Source organism: Jannaschia sp. GRR-S6-38 (assembly GCF_029853695.1).
Lineage (GTDB): Bacteria > Pseudomonadota > Alphaproteobacteria > Rhodobacterales > Rhodobacteraceae > Jannaschia > Jannaschia ovalis.
On sequence record NZ_CP122537.1, the window covers coordinates 1,945,981 to 1,968,724 of the forward strand.

The following is a 22,744-nucleotide window of genomic DNA, read 5'->3' on the forward strand; positions in this document are numbered from 1 at the left end:
CCGCCCTTCGACTGAGATCCGATCCGGGTGGATCAGAAGTTCATGCGAACGCCCAGCGAGAAGCGGTCGGCGTCGGCCGAGTCCGCGTCGAAAGTGGTGTCGAGCGGGTCGCCATCGAGGTCGGGGATCGAGATATCCGAGTGACCGTAGCCGGCCTGGATAATCGCACCACCGCCCAGATCGTAGTTGGCGGCAATGCCGTAACCCTCGATCTCGACACCGGCGTCATGGTCATACTGACCATAGTTCACGCCGACCGAGAACGCACCGAAGGAGTAGCCGATGCCGACGCCGATATGATCGGTATCTTCGCCGGGGGTGAGGAAACGACCACCGACGACACCGGCGCTCGGAAGATCACCGCCAGCGAAAGCAGCGACATTCGCGCCCTGAACCGGAAGATGGTTTTCGTAGGTCACATAGCTCAGGCCAGCGGTGAAGCCGTTGGCGAAGGTGGCGGTAACCGAGGCGCCCAGCGCGTCCACGTCGATGTCCTGAGCAGCGTTCGGACCGCTATCCGAGTCGTCGTCGAAGTAGATCGACGCCATCTGGTAACCCAGGCCGAAAGCCAAGTCAGTGCCACCGAAGGACGTGTCATACTTGAAGCCGATGCCGAAGACATCGTCGTTGTCACGCGGGCTGAAGAAGCCGTCGCCGGTCGTCGCGGTAGCAAACGTGTCCTGCGAGTCGTTCAGCTCGGCCGAGATGGCGAAGCCGAAGTTGCCGAAGGAATAGTCGTAGCGGACGATCTGGCCATCATACAGGCCGTCGAGGCCCGAGTTGCCGTTGTAGCCAGCATGCTCGGTGTGGTCGTCGGCGATGGCGCCAGCGGCGAAGGCCACCTCGGTCAGGGCCCAGTCGAGCGCGCCGTCGGTGTCGCCCATCGTCAGGGTGCCGAAGGCGCCCGAGAGGAAGACCGAGAAGTCGTCCTCGACGTCGTTGGCGATACCGTCCTGAGCTTCTTCGAGGCCGATGGAAGCGCCAAAGACGAGGCCGTTGTCGGTTTCGCCGGACAGGGTGAACGTCACGCCGATATCGGTGAAGAAGCCGATGTCGGTTTCGGCCTCCGAGATCGAGCCACCGGTGACGACGGTCGTGCCGCCCGCGGTAACAGCGTCAACAACGACGAAGCCACCCGGATCGAAGATACCCATCTCGGCGAAGCCCGAGAGGGTGACGTCGGCCGAGGCAGCGCCCGTCAGGGCAACCAGCGCGGTCGAAGCAAAGAGAACTTTTTTCATAGTTTTCCCTCGTTAGAAGTTCGTCCCCACCACGGGAATCGCGTTGGGCGTAGGGAGCATTTCCAACATCCCGCATGTTGCCGCAAGGAAGCCCCTGCACCGCCACGGGTTTTGCCCCCGGCCATGGTGCAAGGGCGCAACAGTGCTTTCCCGGCCCCGCCGTGCCCGCGAGCCCGGGCGTGCGGCGCGCGCGCGGGCTTGTTCGCAAGCGGGCGAATGGGCTAGGCATCTGCGCAGGATCACAGGGGGACGCAGGATGCCGCGCACAACCGCAATCACGGCCATCGGGGGGCTGGCGCTCGTGACGCTCCTGGGGGGCTGCGGCGGATCGATCTTCGGGCAAGACCGCGACACCCGGATCGCCAACCAGAGCAACCCGACCGCCGAACTGCGCGCTCGGCGCGCCAATTCGCGGCAATCCTCGGTGTTCGACCTGTTCGAGGTGAACGACGACCCGAACGTCACGCTCGAGGTGAACCGCTATCTCTGGGCCGCCTCGCTGGACGTTCTGTCCTTCATGCCGGTCGCCAATGCCGATCCCTTCTCGGGGATCATCCAGTTCGGCTACGGCACGCCCCCGGGCGGCGGCCGCGCCTACCAGGCCACCGTCTACGTCCAGGACCCCGCGCTGGACGCCCGCAGCCTGAACGTCGCGCTCCGCACCCGCGGCGGACCCGTCAGCCGCGAGACGCAACGCGCCATCGAAGACGCGATCCTGACTCGCGCGCGCCAGCTTCGCATCCGCGACAGCACGCTGTAAGCGCGCGCCCGACGACCTTTTGTTCCGACCGGCCCGCGCGGCCGGATCCCGAGGACCGACGCGATGAGCTACGACCCCTCCGCCATCGAGGCCCGATGGCAGCAGGCCTGGGCCGAGGCCGACCTGTTCCGGGCCCGGCGCAGCGAGAAGCCGAAATACTACGTGCTCGAGATGTTCCCCTATCCCTCGGGGCGCATCCATATCGGGCATGTGCGCAACTACACGATGGGCGACGTGATCGCGCGCTACAAGGCGTCCTGCGGCTTCAGCGTGCTGCACCCGATGGGCTGGGACGCCTTCGGAATGCCGGCCGAGAACGCGGCCATGGCCTCGGGCGGGCATCCGAAAGACTGGACCTACCAGAACATCGAGGTGATGCGCGGCCAGATGAAGCCGCTGGGCCTGTCGATCGACTGGTCGCGCGAATTCGCCACCTGCGATCCGGAATATTACGGCCAGCAGCAGGCGCTGTTCCTCGACATGCTGGAGGCCGGGCTGGTCTACCGCAAGCCCGCGGTCGTGAACTGGGACCCGGTCGACATGACGGTGCTCGCCAACGAGCAGGTGATCGACGGCAAGGGCTGGCGCTCCGGCGCGGAGGTCGAGCGGCGCGAGCTGACGCAATGGGCCTTCGCCATCTCGACCATGGCCGAGGACCTGTTGGACTCGCTCGAGGGGCTGAAGGACTGGCCGGAAAAGGTCCGCCTGATGCAGGAAAACTGGATCGGGCGCTCCCGCGGGTTGCAGATGACCTTCGCGCTGTCGCAGCCCGTCCACGGCCATGACGGCATCGAGATCTACACCACTCGCCCCGACACGCTGCGCGGCGCGTCCTTCATCGCCATCGCGCCCGAGCATCCGCTGGCGAAGGCGCTGGCCCGGGACGATACTGATCTGGCGAAATTCGCCGTCGATGTCCGCCGCGGCGGCACCACCGAGGAGGCGCTGGAGAAGGCCGAGAAGCGTGGCTACGACACCGGTCTGACGGTCGCCAACCCGCTGGGCGGCACGCTGCCCGTCTGGGTCGCGAATTTCGTGCTGATGGATTACGGCACCGGCGCGATCTTCGGCTGCCCCGCCCATGACCAGCGCGATCTGGACTTCGCGCGCAAATACGACCTGCCCGTGGTGGCGACCTTCAAGCCGGTCGGGGCCGAGGATTTCGCGATCGCCGACGAGGCCTTCGTGCCGCCCAAGACCGAGACGGTCGCCTATATCGACAGCCCCGCGGGCCTCGGCACCGCCACGGGGACGGAAGGGATCGAGGCGACCATCGACTGGGCCGAGGCGCAGGGTATCGGCGAGGGCCGGGTCCAATACCGCCTGCGCGACTGGGGCCTGTCGCGCCAGCGCTACTGGGGCTGTCCGATCCCCGTCGTGCATTGCGACGCCTGCGGCGTGGTGCCCGAGAAGAAGGCGAACCTGCCCGTCCGCCTGCCCGACGATGTCAGCTTCGACATGCCCGGCAACCCGCTGGACCGGCATCCGACCTGGCGCGACGTGTCTTGCCCGGCCTGCGGCGCGGCGGCCCGGCGCGAGACCGACACGATGGACACCTTCGTGGACTCCTCGTGGTATTTCGTCCGCTTCACCGCGCCCGATGCCGACACGCCCACCGTGCCCGAGGACGTCGCCTACTGGATGAACGTGGACCAGTATATCGGCGGCGTCGAACACGCGATCCTGCACCTGCTCTACAGCCGCTTCTTCGCCCGCGCGATGAACGAAACCGGCCACTTGCCCGACAGCGCGCGCGAGCCCTTCGAGGCGCTGTTCACGCAAGGCATGGTCACGCATCCGGCCTATGTCACCAAGGACGATCGCGGCCGCACGGTCTATCACCTCCCCGAGGAGGTCGACCTTGCGACGAAGACCGTCACCGCGACGGGCGAGGCCATCGAGATCGTACCCGCGATCAAGATGTCCAAGTCGAAGAAGAACGTCGTCGACCCGATGGATATCGTCGCCAATTACGGCGCCGACACCGCGCGCTGGTTCGTCATCTCCGACAGCCCGCCCGAGCGCGATTTCGAATGGACGCCCGAGGGCGCGGAGGCGGTGCACAAGCATCTGCGCCGCGTCCACCGGCTGGCCGAGGATATCGCCCGCGCCGACCGCGCTCCGAACGCGGCCGATCTGGAGCTGCGCCGCGCCACCGCCCGCGCCATCCGGGAGGTGACCGAGGGTATCGATGGCTTCGCCTTCAACAAGTCCGTCGCCAAGCTCTACGAGTTCACGAACACGCTGAACCGATCCGATGCCGGCGCAGGGACCCGTAAGGATGCGATGCGCGTGCTGGCGCAGCTGATGGCGCCGATGACGCCGCACCTGGCCGAGGAGGTCTGGCACCTGCTGGGCGGCGAGGGCTACGTCATGGAGGCGCCCTGGCCCGTCGCCGATCCCGAGCTTCTGGTCGAGGACAGCGTGACGCTGCCGATCCAGGTCAACGGCAAGAAACGCTCCGAGATCACGGTGCCCAAGGCGATGGACAAGGCGGGTGTCGAGGCCGCGGTGATGGCCGACGACGCCGTGCAGCGCATCCTCGACGGGGCCAGCCCGAAGAAGCTGATCGTCGTGCCCGGGCGGATCGTGAATGTCGTGGTCTGAGATCTCCCGCCGGGGCCTTTTGGCCGCGGCGCTGGCCGTGCTGGCGGGCTGCGGCTTCGCGCCGGTCTACGGCCCCGCGGGCGAGGCGGCCGCCTTGCGCGGTGCGGTGCTTGCGACCGAGCCCGATACCGACATCGCCTTCGCCTTCGTCCGCCAGATCGAGGAGCGGCTGGGCCTGCCCGCGACGCCCCGCTACGACCTCGAATACGCGCTCGTCACCGACGAGGTCGCGCTGGCCATCGACGGGTCGAACAACATCACCCGCTTCAACATCGAGGGCCGGCTCGACTGGACGCTGTCGCCCGTCGGCACCGACGCGCCGGTGCTTTCGGGGCGCGAGACCAGCTTCACCGCCTATTCGGCCACGGGCTCGACCATCTCGACCCTCGAGTCCGAGCGCGACGCCCAGCGCCGCCTCGCCGTGATCCTCGCCAATGCCGTGGTCGCCCGGCTGCTCGCCGAAGCGCCGCGCCTCGACCCGTGAACCTGCACGGCGCGGCCGCCACGCGCTTCTTCGCCCGGCCCGATCCGGGCACGGCGGGGGCGCTGATCTACGGCGCCGACGCGATGCGCGTCGCGCTGAAGCGGCAGGAGCTTATCGCCAATCTCGCCGGGCCCGAGGCCGAGGCCGAGATTCGCCTGACCCGCATGACCGGGGCCGATGCGAAAGCCGATCCCGCCGCGGTCACCGACGCTGTGAAGGCCGTGGGGTTCTTCCCCGGCCCGCGCGTGGTCTTCGTTGACGGCGTGACCGAGCTTCAGGCTGCCCCGATCCTCGCCGCGCTGGGCGACTGGGCCGAGGGCGACGCCGCGCTGGTGGTGACGGCCGGCTCGCTCAAGAAGACCTCCAAGCTGCGCAAGGGGTTCGAGGGCCATGCCAAGGCCGTGGCCGTCGCGCTCTACGACGACCCGATGGGCCAGGAGGAGATCGAGGCGGCCATCGCCGCCGAGGGGCTGCGCCTGACATCCGAGGCGCGGCGCGACGTCGAGGCGCTGGCCGCCGCGCTGGACCCGGGCGATTTCCGCCAGACGCTGACCAAGATCGCGCTCTATGCAGGGGCCGAGGAAGCAACCCCCGAGGCCGTCGCCGCCATGGCCCCCGCCACCGTCGATGCCGAGACCGACGAGGTGATCGCCGCCGCCGCCGAGGGCCGCGCGCAGGCGATCGGCCCGCTGATGCAGCGCCTGGGCGGGCAGGGCGTCGCCGCGGTGCAGCTGGTGATCTTCGCCACCCGGCATTTCCAGCAGCTGCATGCCGCGGCGGTTGGCGGCGGCGTCGGCAACCTGCGCCCGCCGGTCTTCGGCCCGCGCCGCGACGCGATGGACCGGCAGGTCCGCGGCTGGGGCGCGGCGAAGCTCGAGCAGGCGCTCGCCCTCCTGATGGAGACCGACCTGACCTTGCGTTCATCCTCCCGCGCGCCTCAGATGGCGGTGATGGAGCGGGCGCTGATCCGGCTCGCGATGATGGCGCGGTCCTGACGGGGCCGCCGGGGAGGGGCGATGCTGAAACTCTACGGCCAGGTGAAGTCCCGGGCGATGCGGCCGCTCTGGCTGCTGGAGGAGCTTGGGGCCGAGTTCGAATTCGTCCCCGTCATGCCGCGATCGCCCGAAGCCTTCGCCGTGTCGCCGCACGGCAAGATCCCGGTGATGGAGACCGAGGAGGGGCCGCTCTTCGACTCGGTCGCGATGATGACCATGCTGGCCGACCGCGCCGGCCGGTTCACCCATCCGGCGGGCAGCTATCTGCGGGCCCGGCAGGACGCGCTGACCAACACCATCAACGAGACCTTCGACGCCGTGCTCTGGTCCTATGCCAAGCACAGTTTCGTGCTGCCCGAGGACCAGCGCGTCCCGGCGGTCAAGGACAGCCTGCGCTGGCAGTTCGGCCGCTACGCGGAGGTGATGGAGAAGATCCTCGGCGACGGCCCCTTCCTGATGGGCGAGGAGCCGGTGATCCCCGATTTCCTGCTGGCGCATTGCTGCGGCTGGGCGGCGGGCCTCAAGTTCGACCTGCCCGAGGGGCTGCGCGAGCACATGAACCGCATGCGGGCGCGCCCCGCCTTCCGGAAGGCCGTCGCACATGGCTGATCTGGGTGTCTGGGGCATGGGCTCGATGGGCCTCGGGATGGCGGGGTCGCTTCTGCGCGCGGGGCACCGGGTCGTGGGCCACGACGTCCGGCCCGATGCCGTCCTGGATGGCGGCAGCGAGATCGCGGTCGGCGATCTGGATGCCGCGGTTCTGGTCGTGCTGAACGCCGCGCAGACCGAGGAGGTGCTGTTCGGCGCGGGCGGCATCGCGGGCGAGATGCGCAAGGGCGCCGTCGTCATCGCCTGCGCGACGGTCGCGCCCGATTTCGCCCGCGACATGGCCGGCCGCTGCGCGGCGCTGGGGCTGCATTATCTCGACGCGCCGATCTCGGGCGGGGCGGTGAAGGCCGCGGAGGGGAAGCTGTCGATCATGGCCGCCGGCTCGCCCGAGGCCTTCGCCGCCGCGCGCCCCGCGCTCGACGCGATGGCCGAGACGGTGTTCGAGCTGGGCGCGGTCGGCGCGGGCTCGGCGATGAAGGCGGTCAACCAGATGCTGGCGGGCACCCATATCGCCGCCATGGCCGAGGCGATGGTCTTCGGCATGACCCAGGGCGTCAGCCCGGCGCAGTTCATGGAGGTCATCCCCGCCTGTGCCGGCACGTCCTGGATGCTCGAGAACCGCGGTCCCCATATACGCGACGGCGATTACACGCCGCGCTCCGCCATCCCGATCTGGCTCAAGGATCTGGGCATCGTGGGCGACATCGCCAAGGCCGCCGGGATCGAGATGCCGCTGACCGAGACCGCGCTGGCCCGCTTCCGCGCCGCCGCGGAAATGGGGCTTCAGGCCGAGGACGACGCCGCCGTCGCGAAGGTCTACGCCGCCCAGGCCGGGGTGACCCTGCCGTGAGCGCCGAGGCGCGCCTGCGCGAGACGCTCTGCCTTCTGGCGCGGTCGCTCTTCGAGCGGGGGCTGACGCATGGCTCGACGGGCAACATCTCGGCGCGCACCGAGGATGGCGGCCTCCTCGTCTCGCCCACGGGCACCAGCTTTGGGCGGCTCGACCCCGGCCGGCTGGCCCGGTTCGACGCCGATGGCAATCATGTCGACGGCGATCGGCCCACCAAGGAGATGCCGCTTCACAGCGCGTTCTACGACACGCGGGGCACGGCGGGCGCGGTGGTGCATCTGCATTCCTGCCATTCGGTCGCGCTGTCGCTGCTGACCGAGCCGGGGGAGGAATTCCTGCCGCCGCTGACGCCCTACGGCATGATGCAGCTCGGCCCGGTGGAACTGCTGCCCTTCTTCCTGCCCGGCGATCCGGCCATGGGACAGGCGGTGCGCGGGCTGGCGGGCAAACGCTCGGCGGTCATGCTGGCCAATCACGGGCCCGTGGTCGCGGGCCGTGACGTGGAGGCCGCCTGCAACGCGATCGAGGAGCTGGAGGCCACGGCGCAGCTGGCGCTCCTGACCCGCGGCCTGAACCCGCGCGCGCTGACCGGGGCGCAGCAGCGCGCCGTGATCGCGCGCTTCGACCTGGAGTGGGACGCATGAGATTTTCGGCCAATCTGGGCTTCCTCTGGCCCGAAACGCCGCTGCCCGACGCCATCCGCGCCGCGAAGAACGCGGGCTTCGACGCGGTCGAGATGCATTGGCCCTACGACGTGCCGGCAGGCGAGGTGAAGGCGGCGCTGGAGGAGACGGGGTTGCCCTGCCTCGGGCTCAACACGCGGCGGGGCGAGACGAGGGGCCTGTCGGCGATCCCCGGCCAGGGCGTCGCCGCGCGCGAGGCGGTGGACGAGGCGGTGGCCTACGCGCGCGCCATTGGCGCGGGTGCCGTGCATGTCATGGCCGGTATAGCGGAGGGCCCGCAGGCCGAGACCGCCTATCGCGAGACGCTGCACTACGCCTGCGACGCCGCGCCCGACCTGACGATCCTGATCGAGCCGCTCAACCGCTACGACGCGCCGGGCTACTTCCTGACCACGACCGGGCAGGCCGCCGTGCTGATCGACGCGATGGGCCGGGCGAACCTGAAGCTGATGTTCGACTGCTACCACGTGCAGGTGATGGAGGGCGACCTGACCCGCCGCTTCGGCGACATCCGCGAGATCGTGGGCCATGTGCAATTCGCGGGCGTGCCCGACCGGGGCCGCCCGGATCGCGGCGAGATCGCCTATGATCGGCTCCTGCCCGCGCTGGACTGGGACGCGCCATTCGGGGCCGAATACCGGCCCGAGGGCGCGACCGAGGCATCGCTGGACTGGTTGCGGGACTGGCGCTGAGGGGTCGGACCGCGGGGGCTAGCCCCCCGGATCCCCGAGGGTATTTCCGGCCAGAGGAAGACGGGCCCCGGCATGGGCCGCCGCGGCCCGCCCCGCATGACGTCCGGTGGCGAGGCAGGCCGTCAGCAGGTAGCCGCCGGTGGGCGCCTCCCAGTCGATCATCTCGCCGGCCGCGAAGGTGCCGGGGCGGGCGCGCAGCATCAGGTCGCCGTCGAGCGCGTCCCAGCGCAGCCCGCCCGCGGTGCTGATCGCCTGGTCCATGGGGCGTGGGCCCTGCAGTGGGATGGCCAGGGCCTTGAGCAGGGGCGCGAGGTCGTCGGGCAGGGGGCGCGCGACCTCGTGGACCAGTGCGATCATCGCCGGAGTCAGCCCCAGCTTCCGGAGCCGGTTCGACAAGCTGCCGGTCGCGCGGGCGAGACGTCCGCGCAGGGCGTCGATGGCGAGATCGGGCTTGAGATCCAGCGCGAGCGGCGCGCCGGCGCGCAGCTCGGGCGTCAGCGGATAGAGCCCGCCGCCTTCCAGCCCCTCGGCCGAGAGGGTGATTTCGCCGCGATGGGTTCGGCCGCCGACGATCAGGCCGATATTCTTGAGCGGGCTGCCGAAATGGCGGGCCATATGCGCGGACCAGTCGACGCGGAAGCCGATATTGCTGGGCGCGAAGGGTGCGACCAGATCGGGGAGCCGCGCTGCCCATTCCCCGTCCGAGCCGAGCCTGCGCCAGGACGCGCCGCCGAGCGCCAGAACGGTCGCGTCGGGCGATGCCCTCGTGCCGTCCGCGAAGGTCAGCGCATCGCCGTCCCAGCCGGTCCAGCGGGCGCGGCGGTGCAGGGTGACGCCCGCGGCGTCCAGCCGGGCGAGCCAGGCGCGCAGCAGGGGCGAGGCCTTCATCGCCGTGGGGAAGACCCGGCCGGTGGAGCCGACGAAGCTCTCCTGGCGCAGCCCCGCCATCCAGGCGCGCACCGCGTCGGGGCCGAAATCGCGCAGGAACGGAAGGAGGTGCGGGCAATCATAGGCCGCCGCGAAATCGCGCTCGACCTTGGTGATGTTCAGGCCCGACTTGCCGGCCATCAGGAACTTGCGGGCGGGGCTGGGCATGTGGTCGTAGACCGCGACGCGCGCGCCCGCGCCGGATGCCGCCTCCGCCGCCATCAGCCCGGCGGGCCCCGCGCCGATCACGGCGACGCTTGCCTGTCTGCGCTCTCGCTCCATCCTGTGGGCCATGGCGCAGACGATCCCCGAAGGCAACGCGGTCGACCCGGAGACGGGCTTGCCGCTTTGCGCGCTCTGCGAACGGCCGATCCCCGCGGCGGCGAAGCAGAGCCTGCATCACCTCGTCCCGAAGCTGCGCGGGGGCAAGGGCGGGCCGGTCGTCCTGATGCACCAGATCTGCCACAACGAGATCCACGCCAGCGCCTCGGAAGCGGAGCTGGCGCGGGTCTGGAACACGCCGGAAGACCTGCGCCGTCACCCGAGGCTGGCGAAGTTCATCGGTTGGATCCGCAAGCGGCCGCCCGAGTTCCACTCGAAGACGCCGGGGGCGCGGCGGGGGTGGAAACGGCGCTGAATTTCGTGGGTGATCCACGGGTGATCTGCGGGTGATCCGTGTCGGACGTGATTTGCGGCGCTCAGCCCTTGGCGTCGGGCAGGAACGGCGCGTCGTCGCCCCAGACCTGCCGCACCCGCGCGTCGCGGCCGCAGCCTTCGCGGTAGCGCTTGTAGGCCACGGATTTCGGGACGGCCAAGCCAACCGAGGAGAAGGCGAGCCGTTCGTCGGACTTGTAGTAGTCCTGGTGGTAGTCGCCCACGGGGTAGAATTCGGAGGCGTCGCGGATCGGGGTGACGATCTCGCGGCCGAGCTCGGCCTCGGCTTCGGCCAGGGCGGCCTCGGCGGCGGCACGCTGCTCGGGGCCGTCGACGAAGATCGCGGTGGTGTATTCGAGGCCGCGGTCGCAGAACTGCCCGCCGGCATCGAGCGGGTCGATCGAGCGCAGGAACAGGTCCACGACCTCGCGGTAGCTGATCTGCGAGGCGTCGAAGGGGATGCGGACGGCTTCGATATGATCGCCGCTAGCGCGGTATTCGGGATCGGGCGTGGTGCCGCCGGTGAAGCCCGAGACGACGTCGCCCACGCCGCCCACGCTTTCGAAATCGGCCTCGACGCACCAGAAGCAGCCGCCCGCGACGATGGCGGTGGCGTCGGTGTCCTGCGCGGCGGCGGGCCGGGGCGCGAGGGCGAGGAGGGCGAGGGCGGGCGCGAGGGATCGGGCGAGGGGCATTGCAGGTCTCCTTTGACTTCCGAACGTGCGGCGGGCGGGGCGGGTTGCGCCAGCCCCCCTCACGGCTTCGTGGTCAGGAGCGCGAGGCCCGTGATCGCGACATCCGCCGCGAAGGCGCGGCCCACGGCGAGAATGCCCAGCCGCCGGACCCGTGCGGGATCGAAGGGCGCGTCGGTCCGGTGCGCGTCCAGTTCGGCGAAGGGCGCGGTCACGCGGGTCCAGCGCGGCGGGGCGGTGAAGCTCATGCGGTAGGATTGCCAGGGCCGCGTCAGGTCGGCCGTGCGCAGCCGCAGCTCGTAGCTCTCGCCGTTGCCGAAGGCGTCGAAGGTCAGCCCGGAATAGGCCGACAGATCGACGGGCCGGCCATAGGGGTCGAGATCGGCGGCCATCTGGATGAAGCCGCCATCATTGTCGAGCGAGACCTGGCCGGTGAGCCGGGCAGCGTCGCGCCCGTCCACGGTCTCGCGCGTCACGCGGCCCTGCGAGACGCCACCCATCACCGTGTCGGCGACGAATTCCCAGTCGAGATCGAGTTGCATCGCGGAGCCTTCCTTGCGTCAGCGCAGCCAGCGGAACACCAGCGGCGCGCAGGTGATGACCAGCATGATGCGCACGAGGTGGTGCATGATGACATAGGCCACGTCGGCGCCCGCGACGATGGCCATAAGCGCCATTTCGGCCTGACCGCCGGGCGAGAAGGCAAGGATCGCGTCGAGCTGCGGGGCGAGGCCCGCGAGCACCACGGCCTCGGCGAAGATGGCGGCGATGACGGTGAGGACGAGGCCGTGGCCCAGCCCGGCGACGAGGAAGCGGCGGACCTCGGCCATGGTGATACCGGAATACTTCACGCCCACGACCATGCCGATGAAGAACTGCGCCGCCTGGATCGCCTCGGCCGGGGGGCGCTGGGTGATGACGCCCGAAAGCGAGAGCCCGCCCGCGAGGATCATCGGCCCGAGGATCGAGGCGCCGAAGAGGCCGATCCATTTCGCCGCGCGCCAGCCGACCACGGCGGCAAGAGCCATGATCGCCAGCTCGGACGGGTCGAACTCGGTGGCGGGGGCGCCGGGGGTCGCGGTCAGGTCGATCGACCAGATCAGCGTCAGCAGCGCGGGCACGACCGTCACGATCAGAAGGACCCGCGTGGCGTGGAGCAGCGAAAGCGCGCGGGGGTCGCCGCCCGCCTCTTCGCCGAAAATCAGCATGTCCTGCAGCCCGCCGGGCATGGCGGCGTAGAAGGCCGTGGGTTTGTCGAAGCCGCAGACCCGGCGGAGATAGGGATAGCCCGCCGCCCCCGCCGCGATCAGGAAGAGCGGCGCGAGGATCAGCGACAGGGCCATGGCGGGAAGCTGCGCGGCCAGCGCCGGGGTGAGCGAGGCGCCGACGGCGAGGCCCAGGATCGTGCGCATCGTATCGGTGAGCGGGGGCCAGCTGGCGAGCCGGAGCCCCGCCAGCGCGGCGATCAACGAGGCGAAGAGCGGGCCCAGCAGGAAGGGCAGCGGCAGGGCGAGAAGCCGGAACGCCACGACGCCCGCGACGCAGATCGCGAAGGTCAGCAAGAGGCGGGGGATCGCGGCCATCAGGCGATGTGCCGGGGGCGGCGGGGGGCGGTCCAATTCCCGGACAGGAACCGGCCCGCCGCCATCGCCGTCTCAGCCCACCCGCTTGTTGCGGTTGGCCACCAGTTTCAGGCGCAGCGCGTTGAGATGGATGAAGCCCTTGGCGTCGCGCTGGTCGTAGGCGCCGGCATCGTCCTCGAAGGTGACATGCGCCTCGGAATAGAGCGAGTGGTCCGACCAGCGCGCCACGCAGCGGGCCGCGCCCTTGTAGAGCTTCAGGCGCACGGTGCCGGTGACGTGCTCCTGGCTCTTGTCGATCAGGGCCTGCAGCATCTCGCGCTCGGGCGAGAACCAGAAGCCGTTATAGATGAGCTCGGCGTAGCGCGGCATGATCGAGTCCTTTAGGTGCCCCGCGCCCGAATCGAGCGTGATCTGCTCGATCCCGCGATGCGCTTCCAAGAGGAGCGCGCCGCCCGGCGTCTCGTAGATGCCGCGGGACTTCATGCCGACGAAGCGGTTCTCGACCAGATCGAGGATGCCGCAGCCATGCTTGCCGCCCAGTTCGTTGAGCCGGGTCAGGATCGCGGCGGGCGACATGGCCTGGCCGTCGATGGCCACCGCGTCGCCCTTCTCGAAACTGATCTCGACCATCTCGGGCGTGTCAGGCGCGTCCTCGGGGCGGGTGGTGCGCTGCAGGACGTAATCGGGCGCCTCCTCGGCCGGATCCTCGAGCACCTTGCCCTCCGACGAGGTGTGCAGGAGGTTCGCGTCGACCGAGAAGGGCGCCTCGCCGCGCTTATCCTTGGCGATCGGGATCTGGTGCTTCTCGGCGAAGTCAATGAGCTTGGTGCGGCTGGTCAGGTCCCATTCGCGCCAGGGTGCGATGACCTTGATGTCGGGGTTGAGCGCGTAGGCGGCCAGTTCGAACCGGACCTGGTCGTTGCCCTTGCCGGTCGCGCCATGGGCCACGGCGTCGGCGCCCTCGGCGGCGGCGATCTCGACCAGGCGCTTGGAGATGAGCGGCCGGGCGATCGAGGTGCCGAGCAGGTAGAGCCCCTCGTAGACGGCATTGGCGCGGAACATCGGGAAGACGAAATCACGGACGAATTCCTCGCGCAGATCCTCGATATGGATCGAGGCGGCGCCCATCATCTCGGCCTTCTTGCGGGCGGGCTCCAGCTCCTCGCCTTGGCCCAGATCGGCGGTGAAGGTCACCACCTCGCAGCCGTATTCGGTCTGCAGCCACTTGAGGATGATCGAGGTGTCCAGCCCGCCGGAATAGGCGAGCACGACTTTCTTGGGCGCGTCCATGCGGTCCTCCGATGTTTGGCCACGCGGGTAGGCCGTCCGCGCAGCCATCGCAAGGGCGCATCGGGGGCGCGGGGGGCGCTTGGCCCCCCGCGCGGGGGCGTCACTGCACCGGGACGCGAGTGACTTCGGGGGCGGCCTCGAGCTCTTCGCGGGTGAGGTTCAGGCCCAGGAAATACTCCTGCAGGTTGTCCTCCTCGTAGACGCCGCGCAGGGCGGACCACTTGATGGCGACCTCGCGCTCGCCCAGGCCGAGGAAGCCGCCGACATCGATGATCACGGCGTCGAGCGTGCCGTCCACCCCGATGATCATGTCGCCGATCTCGCCGATATCGTCCCATTCGTCGACGGTGCCGGTGGCCAGCGCGACGCCGGGCAGGAGCTCGTCCTCGGTGATGTGCACGCGGGTGCCGATCAGCGTGGTGGCGAGGTAATCCTCGCCGTATTGCAGCGTGCCGTCGGCGAAGGGGCTGTCGGAATGCGCGTCGGCAAGGGCCATGGGGGCGGTCAGCGCGATGGCGGCGGCGACGGTAAGGGGACGAAGCATTTGGTTCTCCTGCAGGTTTGTTACCGGTATCAACGCCGCCGCCCGTCGGCGCGTTCCGGCGGGACCGTGCCGACGGGGCCGCGTTGACGGGACCGGGGGCGCGGCTTAGGCACGTCGGGAACCGCCATCCCCGGAGAGACCCATGCTAGGCTGGAAGATGTTCGTCAGGGCCATCACGCTCCTGCTGGACAACCTGCCCGACGCGCTCCGCGTCTCGGCGGTGCCCTACGCGCTGGTGGTGGGGGCGGGCCTGTGGCTGTCGACGCGCTATCCCGACGCGGCCGGCATGGGCACGCTGATCGGCGCCGAGGGCGCGGAGGTCGATCCGGGCTATATCACGGACAGCCTCCTGGTCGCGCTGGTGAACCTGGCGGTGACGATCTGGGTGGCGTTGGCCTGGCACCGCTACGTGCTGATCGAGGAGCGTCCGACGGGCTGGGTGCCGCCGCTGCACGGGCCCGAGATCCTGGGCTATCTGGGCCGCACCTTCCTGATCGGGCTGCTGGTCGCGGCGACCGTTCTCGTCGTCTCGATCCCCATCGCGACGCTCGCCATGGCCATGCCGAGCGGTTTCGCGACGCTGGTCATGGGCTCGGCCGCGATGTTCGCGGCGATGATCGTCTTCTACCGGCTGGCCGTCGTGCTGCCGGCCTGCGCGATCGGCCGCAGCATGAGCTTCCGCGAGGCGCTGGAGTACACCAAGGGCCATTTCGGCACGCTCGCGGTGCTGGCGCTGCTGACGGTGGGCTTTTCGCTGCTGCTGCAATTGCCCACGGCGATCGACGGGGCGATGGGGCTGATCACGGTGATCTACCAGGCGGTGGTGGGCTGGATCGGCCTGCTGCTGGGCGTGTCGCTGCTGACGGTGCTCTACGGCCACGTGGTCGAGGGCCGGCCCGTTGATTGACTTCGTCACCCGCGCCGAGGCCGCGGCCACGGCGATGCGCGACCTGTTCCCGGCGACGCCGCTGGCGCGCAACGACTATCTCTCGAACCGGTTCAACGCCGATATCTGGCTCAAGCGCGAGGACCTGACCCCGGTGCGGTCCTACAAGCTGCGCGGCGCGTTCAACGCGATGCGCAAGCTGGGCGGCGGGCGCGTGGCCTGCGCCAGCGCCGGCAACCACGCGCAGGGCGTGGCCTGGATGTGCCGGCACCTGGGGATGGAAGGCGTGATCTTCATGCCGGTCACCACGCCCGGCCAGAAGATCGACAAGACGCGGCTGTTCGGCGGCGACCGGGTCGAGATCCGGCTAACGGGCGATTTCTTCGACGACACGCTGGCCGCCGCAAAGGCCTTCTGCGCCGAGAGCGGGGCGCATTTCCTGTCGCCCTTCGACGATGACGACGTGATCGAGGGGCAGGCCGCCGTGGCCGTCGAGATGCTGCAGCAGATGCCCGAGCCGCCCGATATGATCGTGCTGCCGGTGGGCGGGGGCGGGCTGTCGGCGGGGATGCTGGCCTATCTGCGCGCGCGCGGGCCGGACCTGCCGCGCATGCCCGAGATCCGGCTGGTCGAGCCGATGGGCGGCGCGAGCCTGACCGCCGCGCTGGCCGCGGGCCATCCGGTGACGCTGGAGCGGCTGGACAATTTCGTGGACGGCGCGGCGGTGGCGCGGATCGGCGACCGCACCTTCGCGCATCTGCGCCAGGTGCCGCCGCAGCACGTGTTGCGGGTGCCCGAGAACCGGATCTGCATCACCATCCAGGAGCTTCTGAACACCGAGGGCATCGTGCTGGAGCCGGCGGGCGCGCTGTCGGTGGACGCGCTGCGCGATCTCGGTCCCGAGATCGAGGGCCGCCGGGTCGTCTGCGTCACCACGGGCGGTAATTTCGATTTCGAGCGGCTTCCGGACGTCAAGGAGCGGGCGATGCGCTTCGCCGGGCTGAAGAAGTATTTCGTACTGCGGATGCCGCAGCGGCCCGGCGCCTTGCGCGATTTCCTCGATATCCTGGGGCCCGAGGACGATATCGCGCGGTTCGAATACCTGAAAAAATCGGCGCGCAATTTCGGCAGCGTCCTGATCGGGATCGAGACCAGCGCGCCGGAGAATTTCGCCCGGCTGGAGGCGCGGATGGGCGAAAGCGGCTTCACCTGGACCGATCTGAGCGACGATCCCATGCTGGGCGAGCTTGTGATCTGAGCCGCGCGGCCCGCGCAGATCAGGGCGGGCCCACATACGGCGTCGCGGGCCCGGGCCAGGCGGCCTGCGCATCGGCCAGCGCGCGGGCCAGCGTCTGCGCCGTGGCGGGCACGGGCGCGGCGCCCGCATCCGCGGCGTCGGCCACGCCGATGAGCCCGATATTGAGCGCCCCCGAGCGCAGGAAATGCAGTGCCCGACGGTGGTCGTCGGGCGGCAGCCCGGCGGCGATGCGGGCCACGGCCTCCTCCGCCTCCTCGAGGTAGAGGGCGAAGATCATGGCGGTATCCTCGGCGCCGATTTCGGCCTCGAGCTCGGCAAGGCGGCTGCGATCGATCATGGCGCGAGCCTGGCGCGCGGGGGGTGAAGGCGCGGTTAACGCCGCGGCCCGGGATCGGCGCAATTCGCGTCTTCACATTGCGTTAGGCAGCGGCCTCTAGGCAGGTCCGGCCCCCGTCGCTGCGATCTGCCCCATGCGCCATTTTCCCGTGCCCGCCGATTTCGTCCCGCTCGCGCCGATCCGGGTCCTGGTCGTCGACGACAGCGCCTCGCAGCGCGGGCTTCTGAGCGCTGTGCTGCGCCGCGCCGGGCTCGAGGTCGAGACGGCGCCCGATCCCGGCGTCGCGCTGAGCCGGCTTCTGCAGCCGGGCCCGTCGATCCGCATGATCCTGAGCGACTGGCAGATGCCCGGCATGGACGGTCCCGATTTCTGCCGCGCCGTGCGCGCCTTCGGGCGCGACGAATACGTCTACATGATCCTGATGACCTCGGTCACCGACCGGGCGCAGAAGGCCCGCGGGCTGGAGGCGGGGGCCGATGATTTCGTCACCCGCCCGCTCGATCCCGCCGAGCTGCGGGCGCGGGTGCAGACCGGGCGGCGCATCCTGCAGATGGAGGCCCAGCTCCTGGAGCGGAACGCGCAGACCGATGCCGCGCTGGGCGAGCTGCAGCGGATGCACGACCTGATCCAGCGCGACCTTGCCGAGGCGCGCCAGCTGCAGCGCGCCTTCCTGCCGCCGGCCCATATCCGCGTCGCCGGGTCCGAGGTGAGCCTGCGGCTGGTGACTTCGGGGCAGGTGGGCGGGGACCTGGTGGGGCATTTCGCGATCTCGCCCACGCGGATCGCGCTCTATTCGATCGACGTGTCGGGGCACGGCATCGCCTCGGCGCTGCTGACCGGGCGGCTGGCGGGCAAATTCTCCTGGAGGTCGCCGCAGCGCAACATCGCCTTCCACGACCCGGGCGCGCCGCCGTCGCGGCCCGACCGGGTGATCGACCGGCTCAACGATTTCATGCTGCGCGAGCTGGGCTCGGATATCTATTTCACCGCCGTGCTGGCCTATGTCGATCTGGAGAGCGGGGCGGTGGAGCTGTGCCAGGCGGGGCATCCGCACCCGTTGCTGCGCCGGGCGGACGGCCGGGTCGAGACGCTGGGCGGCGGCGGGCCGCCGGTGGGGCTTCTGCCCGGGGCGCGGTTCGAATGCGTCCGCGACCGCATGGCTCCGGGCGACATGCTGATGTGCCATTCCGACGGGCTGACCGAATGCATGGATCGCGGCGGCGCAATGCTGGGCGAGGACGGGCTGGCCGCGATCCTCGGCCGGGTGCCCGAGGCGACGGAGGCGGCGCTGGACCATGTCGGCGCGGCGCTCGACGCCCATGCGGGCGGGCGCGATTTCGACGACGACATCTCGATGCTGATGCTGCGCTTCGGGGGCGCCTAGCGGATCGCGCGGGCCAGCATCGCGGCGTCGCCGGCATTGGCCAGCCGCGCCAGCGCCGCCTGCGGCGTCAGCCAGAGCCCGCGATGCCCCGCCTCGCGCGGCGGGCCGAGGCGCAGGCCCGGGCGGCCGAGGAAGACATGGCAGAGCTTCTCGGCGTGGAAGCCGTAATCGGGCATGAAGGTGAAGCGGCGGAAGCTGCCGAGATGGCGCAGGATGCGGCAGGAATGGCCGGTCTCCTCGAGCACCTCGCGGGCCAGCGCGGGCAGGGGCGATTCGCCCGGGTCGATGCCGCCGCCCGGAAGCTGGATCTCGACGGTCGTGCCGTCGTCTTGCTCGGTCACCAGCACGCGGCCGTTGCGGATCAGCACGGCATAGGCGCCAGGGCGGTGGCGCCAGCGTTGCGCGGGACGGGGCGGGGGGCCGAAGACGGGGAGCATGCCGCCTGTCTGGGCCCCGCCGGGCCGGGGCGCAACCGGGCGGGTGGTCGCTTAAGGGGGCCGGATCTGGGCGGGCCGGGCCGCCCGGGCCGGACGCCTCAAAACCCGATTGACCGAACCGGTCGGGCTTTTTGCGATGCAAGGCGCGGGCGCCGGGTGCATAACCCAGCACCTGCGGTTGGGCAGGGCGACGGAGGTCGGCAGGATCATCCTCGCCCTCCCTGCGCGGCGCGAAGGCGACCGGCCCGGCGACGCCCGGACCGGCGGCGCGGGATCGGGCCCCCGGAGCGGCCGCGCGCCGGCTGGCCGGGCCCCCGCCGCCATCGCCTTGCGTCACCCGGCGGCGGGCCTATCTAGGGCCCAACCATTGCCGCCCGGCCGCCCCCGTGGCACCCCGGGCCGCGAGACGAGGATCCCGCCATGAGCGACGCGACAACCCTTCTGTGGGACGACACCGTATTGCCCTTCCAGCTCGACGCCAGCGACATCCGCGGGCGCGTCGCGCGCCTCGATGGCGTGCTGGAGGAGGTGCTGGCCCAACACGCCTACCCCCCCGCCATCGAGTCGCTGGTGGCCGAGATGGCGCTTCTGACAGCGCTGATCGGCCAGACGATCAAGCTGCGCTGGAAGCTGTCGCTGCAGGTGCGCGGCGACGGGCCGGCGCGGCTGATCGCGACCGATTACTACAGCCCCACCGATGACGGCGCGCCGGCGCGGATCCGCGCCTATGCCAGCTACGATTCCGACCGGCTGGGGCAGATGACGCTGAACGGGGCGCAGCCGTTCGACCTGATCGGCAAGGGCTATTTCGCGATCCTGATCGACCAGGGTCCGGACATGCAGCCCTACCAGGGGATCACGCCCATCTCGGGCGGGAGCCTGTCGAGCTGCGCGGAGACCTATTTCGCGCAATCCGAGCAGCTGCCCACGCGCTTCGCGCTGGCCCATGGCCGGTCCCGGCTGGCCGGCCGGGACGAGCAGTGGCGCGCGGGCGGCGTGATGATCCAGCACATGCCGAAGCTGGGCATGGGCGCCGCCGGGGATGGCGGCTCGGGCGAGGGCGGGCTGCTCTCGGCCTCCGACGTGCTGGACGAGGATGCGGGCGAGAACTGGAACCGCGTGAACATCCTGCTCGACACCACCGACGAGCTGGAGCTGATCGGCCCGGGCCTCGCGCCCACCGACCTGCTGCTGCGGCTCTTCCACGAGGAGGGGCCGCGCGTCTTCGACCCGCAGCCGGTGCGCTTCGGCTGCTCCTGCTCCGCCGAGAAGGTGCGCGAATCGCTGTCGATCTACTCGGCCAAGGATATCGGCCATATGACGACCGATGACGGCATCGTCACCGCCGATTGCCAGTTCTGCGGGGCGCATTACGAGTTTGACCCCGAGACGCTGGGCTTCGAGGCCACGAAGGGCGCCGATGACGCCTGAGGCCCTTCTGGCGGCGCTGGATCGCCCGGCGCCGCCCTCGTCGGATTTTGACCTGAACCCGGATGTCGTGCTGCCCGGCCGCCGCGTGCTGCGCGACGCCGCCGTGCTGGTGCCGCTGCTGGAGGGCGATGGCGGGCTGCGGGTGCTGCTGACCAAGCGGTCCTCGCGGCTGCGCCACCACCCGGGCCAGATCGCCTTTCCCGGCGGCAAGCACGAGCCGGGCGAGACGCCCGAGGCCGCCGCCCTGCGCGAGGCCGCCGAGGAGGTGGGCCTGCCCGCGGGCGCGGCGCGCATCCTGACGCGCCTGCCCGCCCACGAGACGGTGACCGGCTTCGCCGTGACCCCGGTGCTGGCCCATGTCGCGCGATTCGACCCGGTCCCCGAGCCGGGCGAGGTCGACGAGGTGTTCGACGTGCCGCTGGCGCATCTGCTGGACCGGGGCGCCTATGTCGTGGAGCGCCGCCGCTGGCGGGGGGAGTGGCGCCGCTACTACGCCGTGCCCTATGGTCCCTATTACATCTGGGGTGCCACGGCGCGCATCCTGCGGGGCATGGCGGAACGGGTGGATGCGGATCGAGGATGACTGGCTGACGGACCCGGCCACGCAGGCGGTCTTCGCCATGCTGGAGGGGGCCGGGCATCGCGCGCTGGCGGTCGGCGGTTGCGTGCGCAACGCGCTGCTGGGTGCGCCGGTGGCCGATATCGACATCGCCACCGATGCGCGCCCCGAGGCGGTGGCCGAGCTGGCCCGCGCGGCCGGGCTGAAGCCGGTGCCCACGGGGATCGACCACGGCACGGTGACCGTCGTCTCGGCCGGCAAGCCGCACGAGGTCACCACCTTCCGCCGCGACGAGGAGACGGATGGCCGCCGCGCGCGCGTGGCCTTCTCGGACGACGTGGCCGAGGACGCGGCGCGGCGGGATTTCACGATGAACGCGCTTTACGCGGATGCCACGGGCGCGGTGGTGGACCCGCTGGGCGGGCTGCCCGACCTGCGCGCGCGGCACCTGCGCTTCATCGGCGACCCGGTCGACCGCATCCACGAGGATTACCTGCGCATCCTGCGCTTCTTCCGCTTCACCGCCTGGTACGGCGATCCCGCGCTGGGGCTCGATGCCGAGGGGCTGGCCGCCTGCGCGGCCCACCAGGCGGGGCTGGACCGGCTGAGCGCCGAGCGCGTGGGCCACGAGATGCGCCGGCTGCTGGCCGCGCCCGACCCGGCGCCGGCGGTGGCGGCGATGGCGCAGACGGGGATCCTGGCGCATGTGCTGCCCGGCGCCGATGCGGCGGTGCTGGCCCCGGCGGTGCATCTGGGGGTGGACGACTGGGTGGCGCGGATGGCGGCGCTGGGGGGCGACGCGTCGGGCCTGCGGCTGTCGAAGGCCGAGACGCGGGAGCTCGCGGCGCTGTCGCAGGGCGCGCGGGACGGGATGGCGCCCTTCGCGCTGGGCGATGCGCTGGGCGCGCGGGCCGGGGACGCGCTCCGGATCCGCGCCGCGCTGACGGGTCAGCCGGTCGATCCGGCGGCGCTCGCGGGCGCGGCGGCCGGCGCGGCGGCGGCCTTCCCGCTCACGGCCCGCGACCTGATGCCGGACCTCTCCGGCCCGGCGCTGGGCGAAGCGCTGGAGCGGGCGCGCACGGCCTGGCGCGACAGCGAAGGCCGGCTGGACCGCGACGCATTGGCGGCCATCGCGCGGGGCTGAGCTTCCTCCGGCCGGAAATACCTCGGCGGTCCGGGGGCTGGCCCCCGGCCCGGCCGATCCGCATGCGAGCGCGATTGCATCGGGGCGCGAAGGGCGTCACCAAGCCGGGATGCTGGATCCGCTCTACCTCTTCGTCTTCGCGGGGCTGTTCACCCCCGGCCCGAACGTCATCCTGCTGACCGCCTCGGGCGCGCGGTTCGGATTCCGCCCGACGATCCCGCATGTCCTGGGCGTGGCGGCGGGCGTGGGCGTGACCTCGGCGCTGACGGCGCTGGGGGTCGGCGCGGTACTGCTGGCGCTGCCCGCCCTGAAGCTGACGCTGCAGGTGATCGCGGTGGGCTGGATCCTGTGGATGGCCTGGAAACTCCTGCGCTCGCGCGGGGCGAAGGTCGACGGCGAGAAGGACCGCCCCTTCACCTTCGTCGAGGCGGTGCTGTTCCAGTGGGTCAATCCCAAGATCTGGATCGTCGCGCTGGCCGCCGCCTCGGGCTATGCCAGCGGGCTGCCCGCCGGGCTGGAGGCGCTGCGGATCGGCAGCGCGTTCTCGGGCATCAACCTGTTCGTCTGCCTGTTCTGGACCTTCGCGGGGACGCTCCTGGCCTATCTCCTGACGACGCCGCTGGCCTGGCGGGTCTTCACCTCCGTCATGGCGGCGGCACTGGCGGCCTCCGGGCTGATGGTTTTTCTGGCCTGAGAG

At 70.7% G+C, this 22,744-nt stretch carries 25 protein-coding genes; 16 read left to right on the forward strand and 9 right to left on the reverse strand.

Annotated elements, in window-relative coordinates; all coding sequences use genetic code 11:
* Positions 1-32: 32 nt before the first annotated feature.
* Complete coding sequence (locus P8627_RS09885) at positions 33-1,241, reverse strand: porin (protein ID WP_279963933.1); 1,209 nt, start codon at positions 1,239-1,241, stop codon at positions 33-35.
* Between the two features lie 256 nt (positions 1,242-1,497).
* Between P8627_RS09885 and P8627_RS09890 the strand changes: the two genes are divergently transcribed.
* The 8 genes from P8627_RS09890 (at position 1,498) to P8627_RS09925 (ending at position 8,921) form a co-directional block, all read left to right on the forward strand.
* On the forward strand, positions 1,498-2,001 hold the full coding sequence (locus tag P8627_RS09890; RefSeq protein WP_279963934.1) for a DUF3576 domain-containing protein: 504 nt from the start codon (positions 1,498-1,500) through the stop codon (positions 1,999-2,001).
* Between the two features lie 63 nt (positions 2,002-2,064).
* Positions 2,065-4,608, forward strand: a complete 2,544-nt coding sequence (gene leuS, locus P8627_RS09895) for a leucine--tRNA ligase (protein ID WP_279963935.1) — start codon at positions 2,065-2,067, stop codon at positions 4,606-4,608.
* Positions 4,595-5,092 carry a hypothetical protein gene (locus P8627_RS09900; RefSeq protein WP_279963936.1) on the forward strand — a complete coding sequence of 166 codons (498 nt, stop codon included), beginning with the start codon at positions 4,595-4,597 and terminating at the stop codon, positions 5,090-5,092. Before leuS ends, P8627_RS09900 begins: the two co-directional genes overlap by 14 nt.
* A complete protein-coding gene (gene holA / locus P8627_RS09905) occupies positions 5,089-6,087 on the forward strand; it encodes a DNA polymerase III subunit delta (protein ID WP_279963937.1) in 999 nt (332 codons plus the stop codon). The genes P8627_RS09900 and holA overlap by 4 nt, the downstream gene beginning before the upstream one ends.
* Positions 6,088-6,108: 21 nt before the next feature.
* Positions 6,109-6,696, forward strand: a complete 588-nt coding sequence (locus P8627_RS09910; RefSeq protein WP_279963938.1) for a glutathione S-transferase family protein — start codon at positions 6,109-6,111, stop codon at positions 6,694-6,696.
* Positions 6,689-7,546 carry an L-threonate dehydrogenase gene (ltnD, locus tag P8627_RS09915; RefSeq protein WP_279963939.1) on the forward strand — a complete coding sequence of 286 codons (858 nt, stop codon included), beginning with the start codon at positions 6,689-6,691 and terminating at the stop codon, positions 7,544-7,546. Before P8627_RS09910 ends, ltnD begins: the two co-directional genes overlap by 8 nt.
* Positions 7,543-8,190: a 3-oxo-tetronate 4-phosphate decarboxylase gene (gene otnC / locus P8627_RS09920; RefSeq protein WP_279963940.1), complete on the forward strand. Its 648-nt coding sequence runs from the start codon at positions 7,543-7,545 to the stop codon at positions 8,188-8,190. Before ltnD ends, otnC begins: the two co-directional genes overlap by 4 nt.
* Positions 8,187-8,921: a hydroxypyruvate isomerase family protein gene (locus P8627_RS09925; protein ID WP_279963941.1), complete on the forward strand. Its 735-nt coding sequence runs from the start codon at positions 8,187-8,189 to the stop codon at positions 8,919-8,921. The genes otnC and P8627_RS09925 overlap by 4 nt, the downstream gene beginning before the upstream one ends.
* Before the next feature lie 18 nt (positions 8,922-8,939).
* On the opposite strand, the gene P8627_RS09930 is transcribed toward P8627_RS09925, so the two are convergent.
* The gene (locus P8627_RS09930; protein WP_279963942.1) at positions 8,940-10,130 is read right to left on the reverse strand and encodes a TIGR03862 family flavoprotein; all 1,191 of its coding nucleotides are present in this window, start codon (positions 10,128-10,130) and stop codon (positions 8,940-8,942) included.
* A 10-nt stretch (positions 10,131-10,140) separates the two neighbouring features.
* Here P8627_RS09930 and P8627_RS09935 point away from each other — a divergent pair, with 10 nt between their 5' ends.
* Positions 10,141-10,485 carry an HNH endonuclease gene (locus P8627_RS09935; RefSeq protein WP_279963943.1) on the forward strand — a complete coding sequence of 115 codons (345 nt, stop codon included), beginning with the start codon at positions 10,141-10,143 and terminating at the stop codon, positions 10,483-10,485.
* A gap of 61 nt (positions 10,486-10,546) precedes the next feature.
* Here the strand turns inward: P8627_RS09935 and msrA are convergent, their stop codons facing one another.
* The 5 genes from msrA to P8627_RS09960 all read right to left on the reverse strand — a co-directional run bounded on the left by msrA (position 10,547) and on the right by P8627_RS09960 (position 14,611).
* Positions 10,547-11,197, reverse strand: a complete 651-nt coding sequence (gene msrA / locus P8627_RS09940) for a peptide-methionine (S)-S-oxide reductase MsrA (protein WP_279963944.1) — start codon at positions 11,195-11,197, stop codon at positions 10,547-10,549.
* 59 nt (positions 11,198-11,256) lie between these two features.
* On the reverse strand, positions 11,257-11,736 hold the full coding sequence (locus P8627_RS09945; protein WP_279963945.1) for a CIA30 family protein: 480 nt from the start codon (positions 11,734-11,736) through the stop codon (positions 11,257-11,259).
* A gap of 18 nt (positions 11,737-11,754) precedes the next feature.
* Complete coding sequence (locus P8627_RS09950; protein ID WP_279963946.1) at positions 11,755-12,777, reverse strand: AbrB family transcriptional regulator; 1,023 nt, start codon at positions 12,775-12,777, stop codon at positions 11,755-11,757.
* Positions 12,778-12,849: 72 nt separating this feature from the next.
* Positions 12,850-14,067 (reverse strand): argininosuccinate synthase, encoded by a 1,218-nt coding sequence (locus P8627_RS09955; RefSeq protein ID WP_279963947.1) that lies wholly within the window; start codon positions 14,065-14,067, stop codon positions 12,850-12,852.
* Positions 14,068-14,167: 100 nt separating this feature from the next.
* On the reverse strand, positions 14,168-14,611 hold the full coding sequence (locus P8627_RS09960; protein ID WP_279963948.1) for a PRC-barrel domain-containing protein: 444 nt from the start codon (positions 14,609-14,611) through the stop codon (positions 14,168-14,170).
* A gap of 142 nt (positions 14,612-14,753) precedes the next feature.
* On the opposite strand from P8627_RS09960, the gene P8627_RS09965 reads away from it, so the two are divergent.
* Together P8627_RS09965 and ilvA are read left to right on the forward strand one after the other, a co-directional pair.
* Positions 14,754-15,518 carry a hypothetical protein gene (locus P8627_RS09965; protein WP_279963949.1) on the forward strand — a complete coding sequence of 255 codons (765 nt, stop codon included), beginning with the start codon at positions 14,754-14,756 and terminating at the stop codon, positions 15,516-15,518.
* On the forward strand, positions 15,511-16,755 hold the full coding sequence (gene ilvA / locus P8627_RS09970; protein WP_407932932.1) for a threonine ammonia-lyase IlvA: 1,245 nt from the start codon (positions 15,511-15,513) through the stop codon (positions 16,753-16,755). The genes P8627_RS09965 and ilvA overlap by 8 nt, the downstream gene beginning before the upstream one ends.
* Before the next feature lie 19 nt (positions 16,756-16,774).
* Here ilvA and P8627_RS09975 read toward each other — a convergent pair whose 3' ends face one another.
* Positions 16,775-17,092 carry an Hpt domain-containing protein gene (locus P8627_RS09975; protein WP_279963950.1) on the reverse strand — a complete coding sequence of 106 codons (318 nt, stop codon included), beginning with the start codon at positions 17,090-17,092 and terminating at the stop codon, positions 16,775-16,777.
* Between the two features lie 133 nt (positions 17,093-17,225).
* On the opposite strand from P8627_RS09975, the gene P8627_RS09980 reads away from it, so the two are divergent.
* A complete protein-coding gene (locus tag P8627_RS09980) occupies positions 17,226-18,476 on the forward strand; it encodes a PP2C family protein-serine/threonine phosphatase (protein ID WP_279963951.1) in 1,251 nt (416 codons plus the stop codon).
* On the opposite strand, the gene P8627_RS09985 is transcribed toward P8627_RS09980, so the two are convergent.
* On the reverse strand, positions 18,473-18,913 hold the full coding sequence (locus P8627_RS09985; RefSeq protein ID WP_279963952.1) for an NUDIX hydrolase: 441 nt from the start codon (positions 18,911-18,913) through the stop codon (positions 18,473-18,475). The genes P8627_RS09980 and P8627_RS09985 overlap by 4 nt on opposite strands.
* Before the next feature lie 420 nt (positions 18,914-19,333).
* On the opposite strand from P8627_RS09985, the gene hslO reads away from it, so the two are divergent.
* From hslO to P8627_RS10005, 4 genes are all read left to right on the forward strand, one after another.
* Positions 19,334-20,344 carry an Hsp33 family molecular chaperone HslO gene (hslO, locus tag P8627_RS09990; protein WP_279963953.1) on the forward strand — a complete coding sequence of 337 codons (1,011 nt, stop codon included), beginning with the start codon at positions 19,334-19,336 and terminating at the stop codon, positions 20,342-20,344.
* Complete coding sequence (locus tag P8627_RS09995) at positions 20,334-20,927, forward strand: NUDIX hydrolase (protein WP_279963954.1); 594 nt, start codon at positions 20,334-20,336, stop codon at positions 20,925-20,927. The genes hslO and P8627_RS09995 overlap by 11 nt, the downstream gene beginning before the upstream one ends.
* Positions 20,911-22,047 carry a CCA tRNA nucleotidyltransferase gene (locus tag P8627_RS10000; RefSeq protein WP_279963955.1) on the forward strand — a complete coding sequence of 379 codons (1,137 nt, stop codon included), beginning with the start codon at positions 20,911-20,913 and terminating at the stop codon, positions 22,045-22,047. Before P8627_RS09995 ends, P8627_RS10000 begins: the two co-directional genes overlap by 17 nt.
* A 109-nt stretch (positions 22,048-22,156) precedes the next feature.
* On the forward strand, positions 22,157-22,741 hold the full coding sequence (locus P8627_RS10005; RefSeq protein ID WP_279963956.1) for a LysE family translocator: 585 nt from the start codon (positions 22,157-22,159) through the stop codon (positions 22,739-22,741).
* The last annotated feature ends 3 nt before the right edge of the window (positions 22,742-22,744 follow it).

Bases quoted from the DNA above. Each gene is read 5' to 3' on its own strand.
- P8627_RS09885 (WP_279963933.1), bottom strand. From the start codon at position 1,241: ATGAAAAAAGTTCTCTTTGCTTCGACCGCGCTGGTTGCCCTGACGGGC.
- P8627_RS09890 (WP_279963934.1), top strand. From the start codon at position 1,498: ATGCCGCGCACAACCGCAATCACGGCCATCGGGGGGCTGGCGCTCGTG.
- leuS (WP_279963935.1), top strand. From the start codon at position 2,065: ATGAGCTACGACCCCTCCGCCATCGAGGCCCGATGGCAGCAGGCCTGG.
- P8627_RS09900 (WP_279963936.1), top strand. From the start codon at position 4,595: ATGTCGTGGTCTGAGATCTCCCGCCGGGGCCTTTTGGCCGCGGCGCTG.
- P8627_RS09910 (WP_279963938.1), top strand. From the start codon at position 6,109: ATGCTGAAACTCTACGGCCAGGTGAAGTCCCGGGCGATGCGGCCGCTC.
- ltnD (WP_279963939.1), top strand. From the start codon at position 6,689: ATGGCTGATCTGGGTGTCTGGGGCATGGGCTCGATGGGCCTCGGGATG.
- P8627_RS09925 (WP_279963941.1), top strand. From the start codon at position 8,187: ATGAGATTTTCGGCCAATCTGGGCTTCCTCTGGCCCGAAACGCCGCTG.
- P8627_RS09930 (WP_279963942.1), bottom strand. From the start codon at position 10,130: ATGGAGCGAGAGCGCAGACAGGCAAGCGTCGCCGTGATCGGCGCGGGG.
- P8627_RS09935 (WP_279963943.1), top strand. From the start codon at position 10,141: ATGGCGCAGACGATCCCCGAAGGCAACGCGGTCGACCCGGAGACGGGC.
- msrA (WP_279963944.1), bottom strand. From the start codon at position 11,197: ATGCCCCTCGCCCGATCCCTCGCGCCCGCCCTCGCCCTCCTCGCCCTC.
- P8627_RS09945 (WP_279963945.1), bottom strand. From the start codon at position 11,736: ATGCAACTCGATCTCGACTGGGAATTCGTCGCCGACACGGTGATGGGT.
- P8627_RS09950 (WP_279963946.1), bottom strand. From the start codon at position 12,777: ATGGCCGCGATCCCCCGCCTCTTGCTGACCTTCGCGATCTGCGTCGCG.
- P8627_RS09955 (WP_279963947.1), bottom strand. From the start codon at position 14,067: ATGGACGCGCCCAAGAAAGTCGTGCTCGCCTATTCCGGCGGGCTGGAC.
- P8627_RS09960 (WP_279963948.1), bottom strand. From the start codon at position 14,611: ATGCTTCGTCCCCTTACCGTCGCCGCCGCCATCGCGCTGACCGCCCCC.
- P8627_RS09965 (WP_279963949.1), top strand. From the start codon at position 14,754: ATGCTAGGCTGGAAGATGTTCGTCAGGGCCATCACGCTCCTGCTGGAC.
- P8627_RS09975 (WP_279963950.1), bottom strand. From the start codon at position 17,092: ATGATCGATCGCAGCCGCCTTGCCGAGCTCGAGGCCGAAATCGGCGCC.
- P8627_RS09980 (WP_279963951.1), top strand. From the start codon at position 17,226: ATGCGCCATTTTCCCGTGCCCGCCGATTTCGTCCCGCTCGCGCCGATC.
- P8627_RS09985 (WP_279963952.1), bottom strand. From the start codon at position 18,913: ATGCTCCCCGTCTTCGGCCCCCCGCCCCGTCCCGCGCAACGCTGGCGC.
- hslO (WP_279963953.1), top strand. From the start codon at position 19,334: ATGAGCGACGCGACAACCCTTCTGTGGGACGACACCGTATTGCCCTTC.
- P8627_RS09995 (WP_279963954.1), top strand. From the start codon at position 20,334: ATGACGCCTGAGGCCCTTCTGGCGGCGCTGGATCGCCCGGCGCCGCCC.
- P8627_RS10000 (WP_279963955.1), top strand. From the start codon at position 20,911: ATGCGGATCGAGGATGACTGGCTGACGGACCCGGCCACGCAGGCGGTC.
- P8627_RS10005 (WP_279963956.1), top strand. From the start codon at position 22,157: ATGCTGGATCCGCTCTACCTCTTCGTCTTCGCGGGGCTGTTCACCCCC.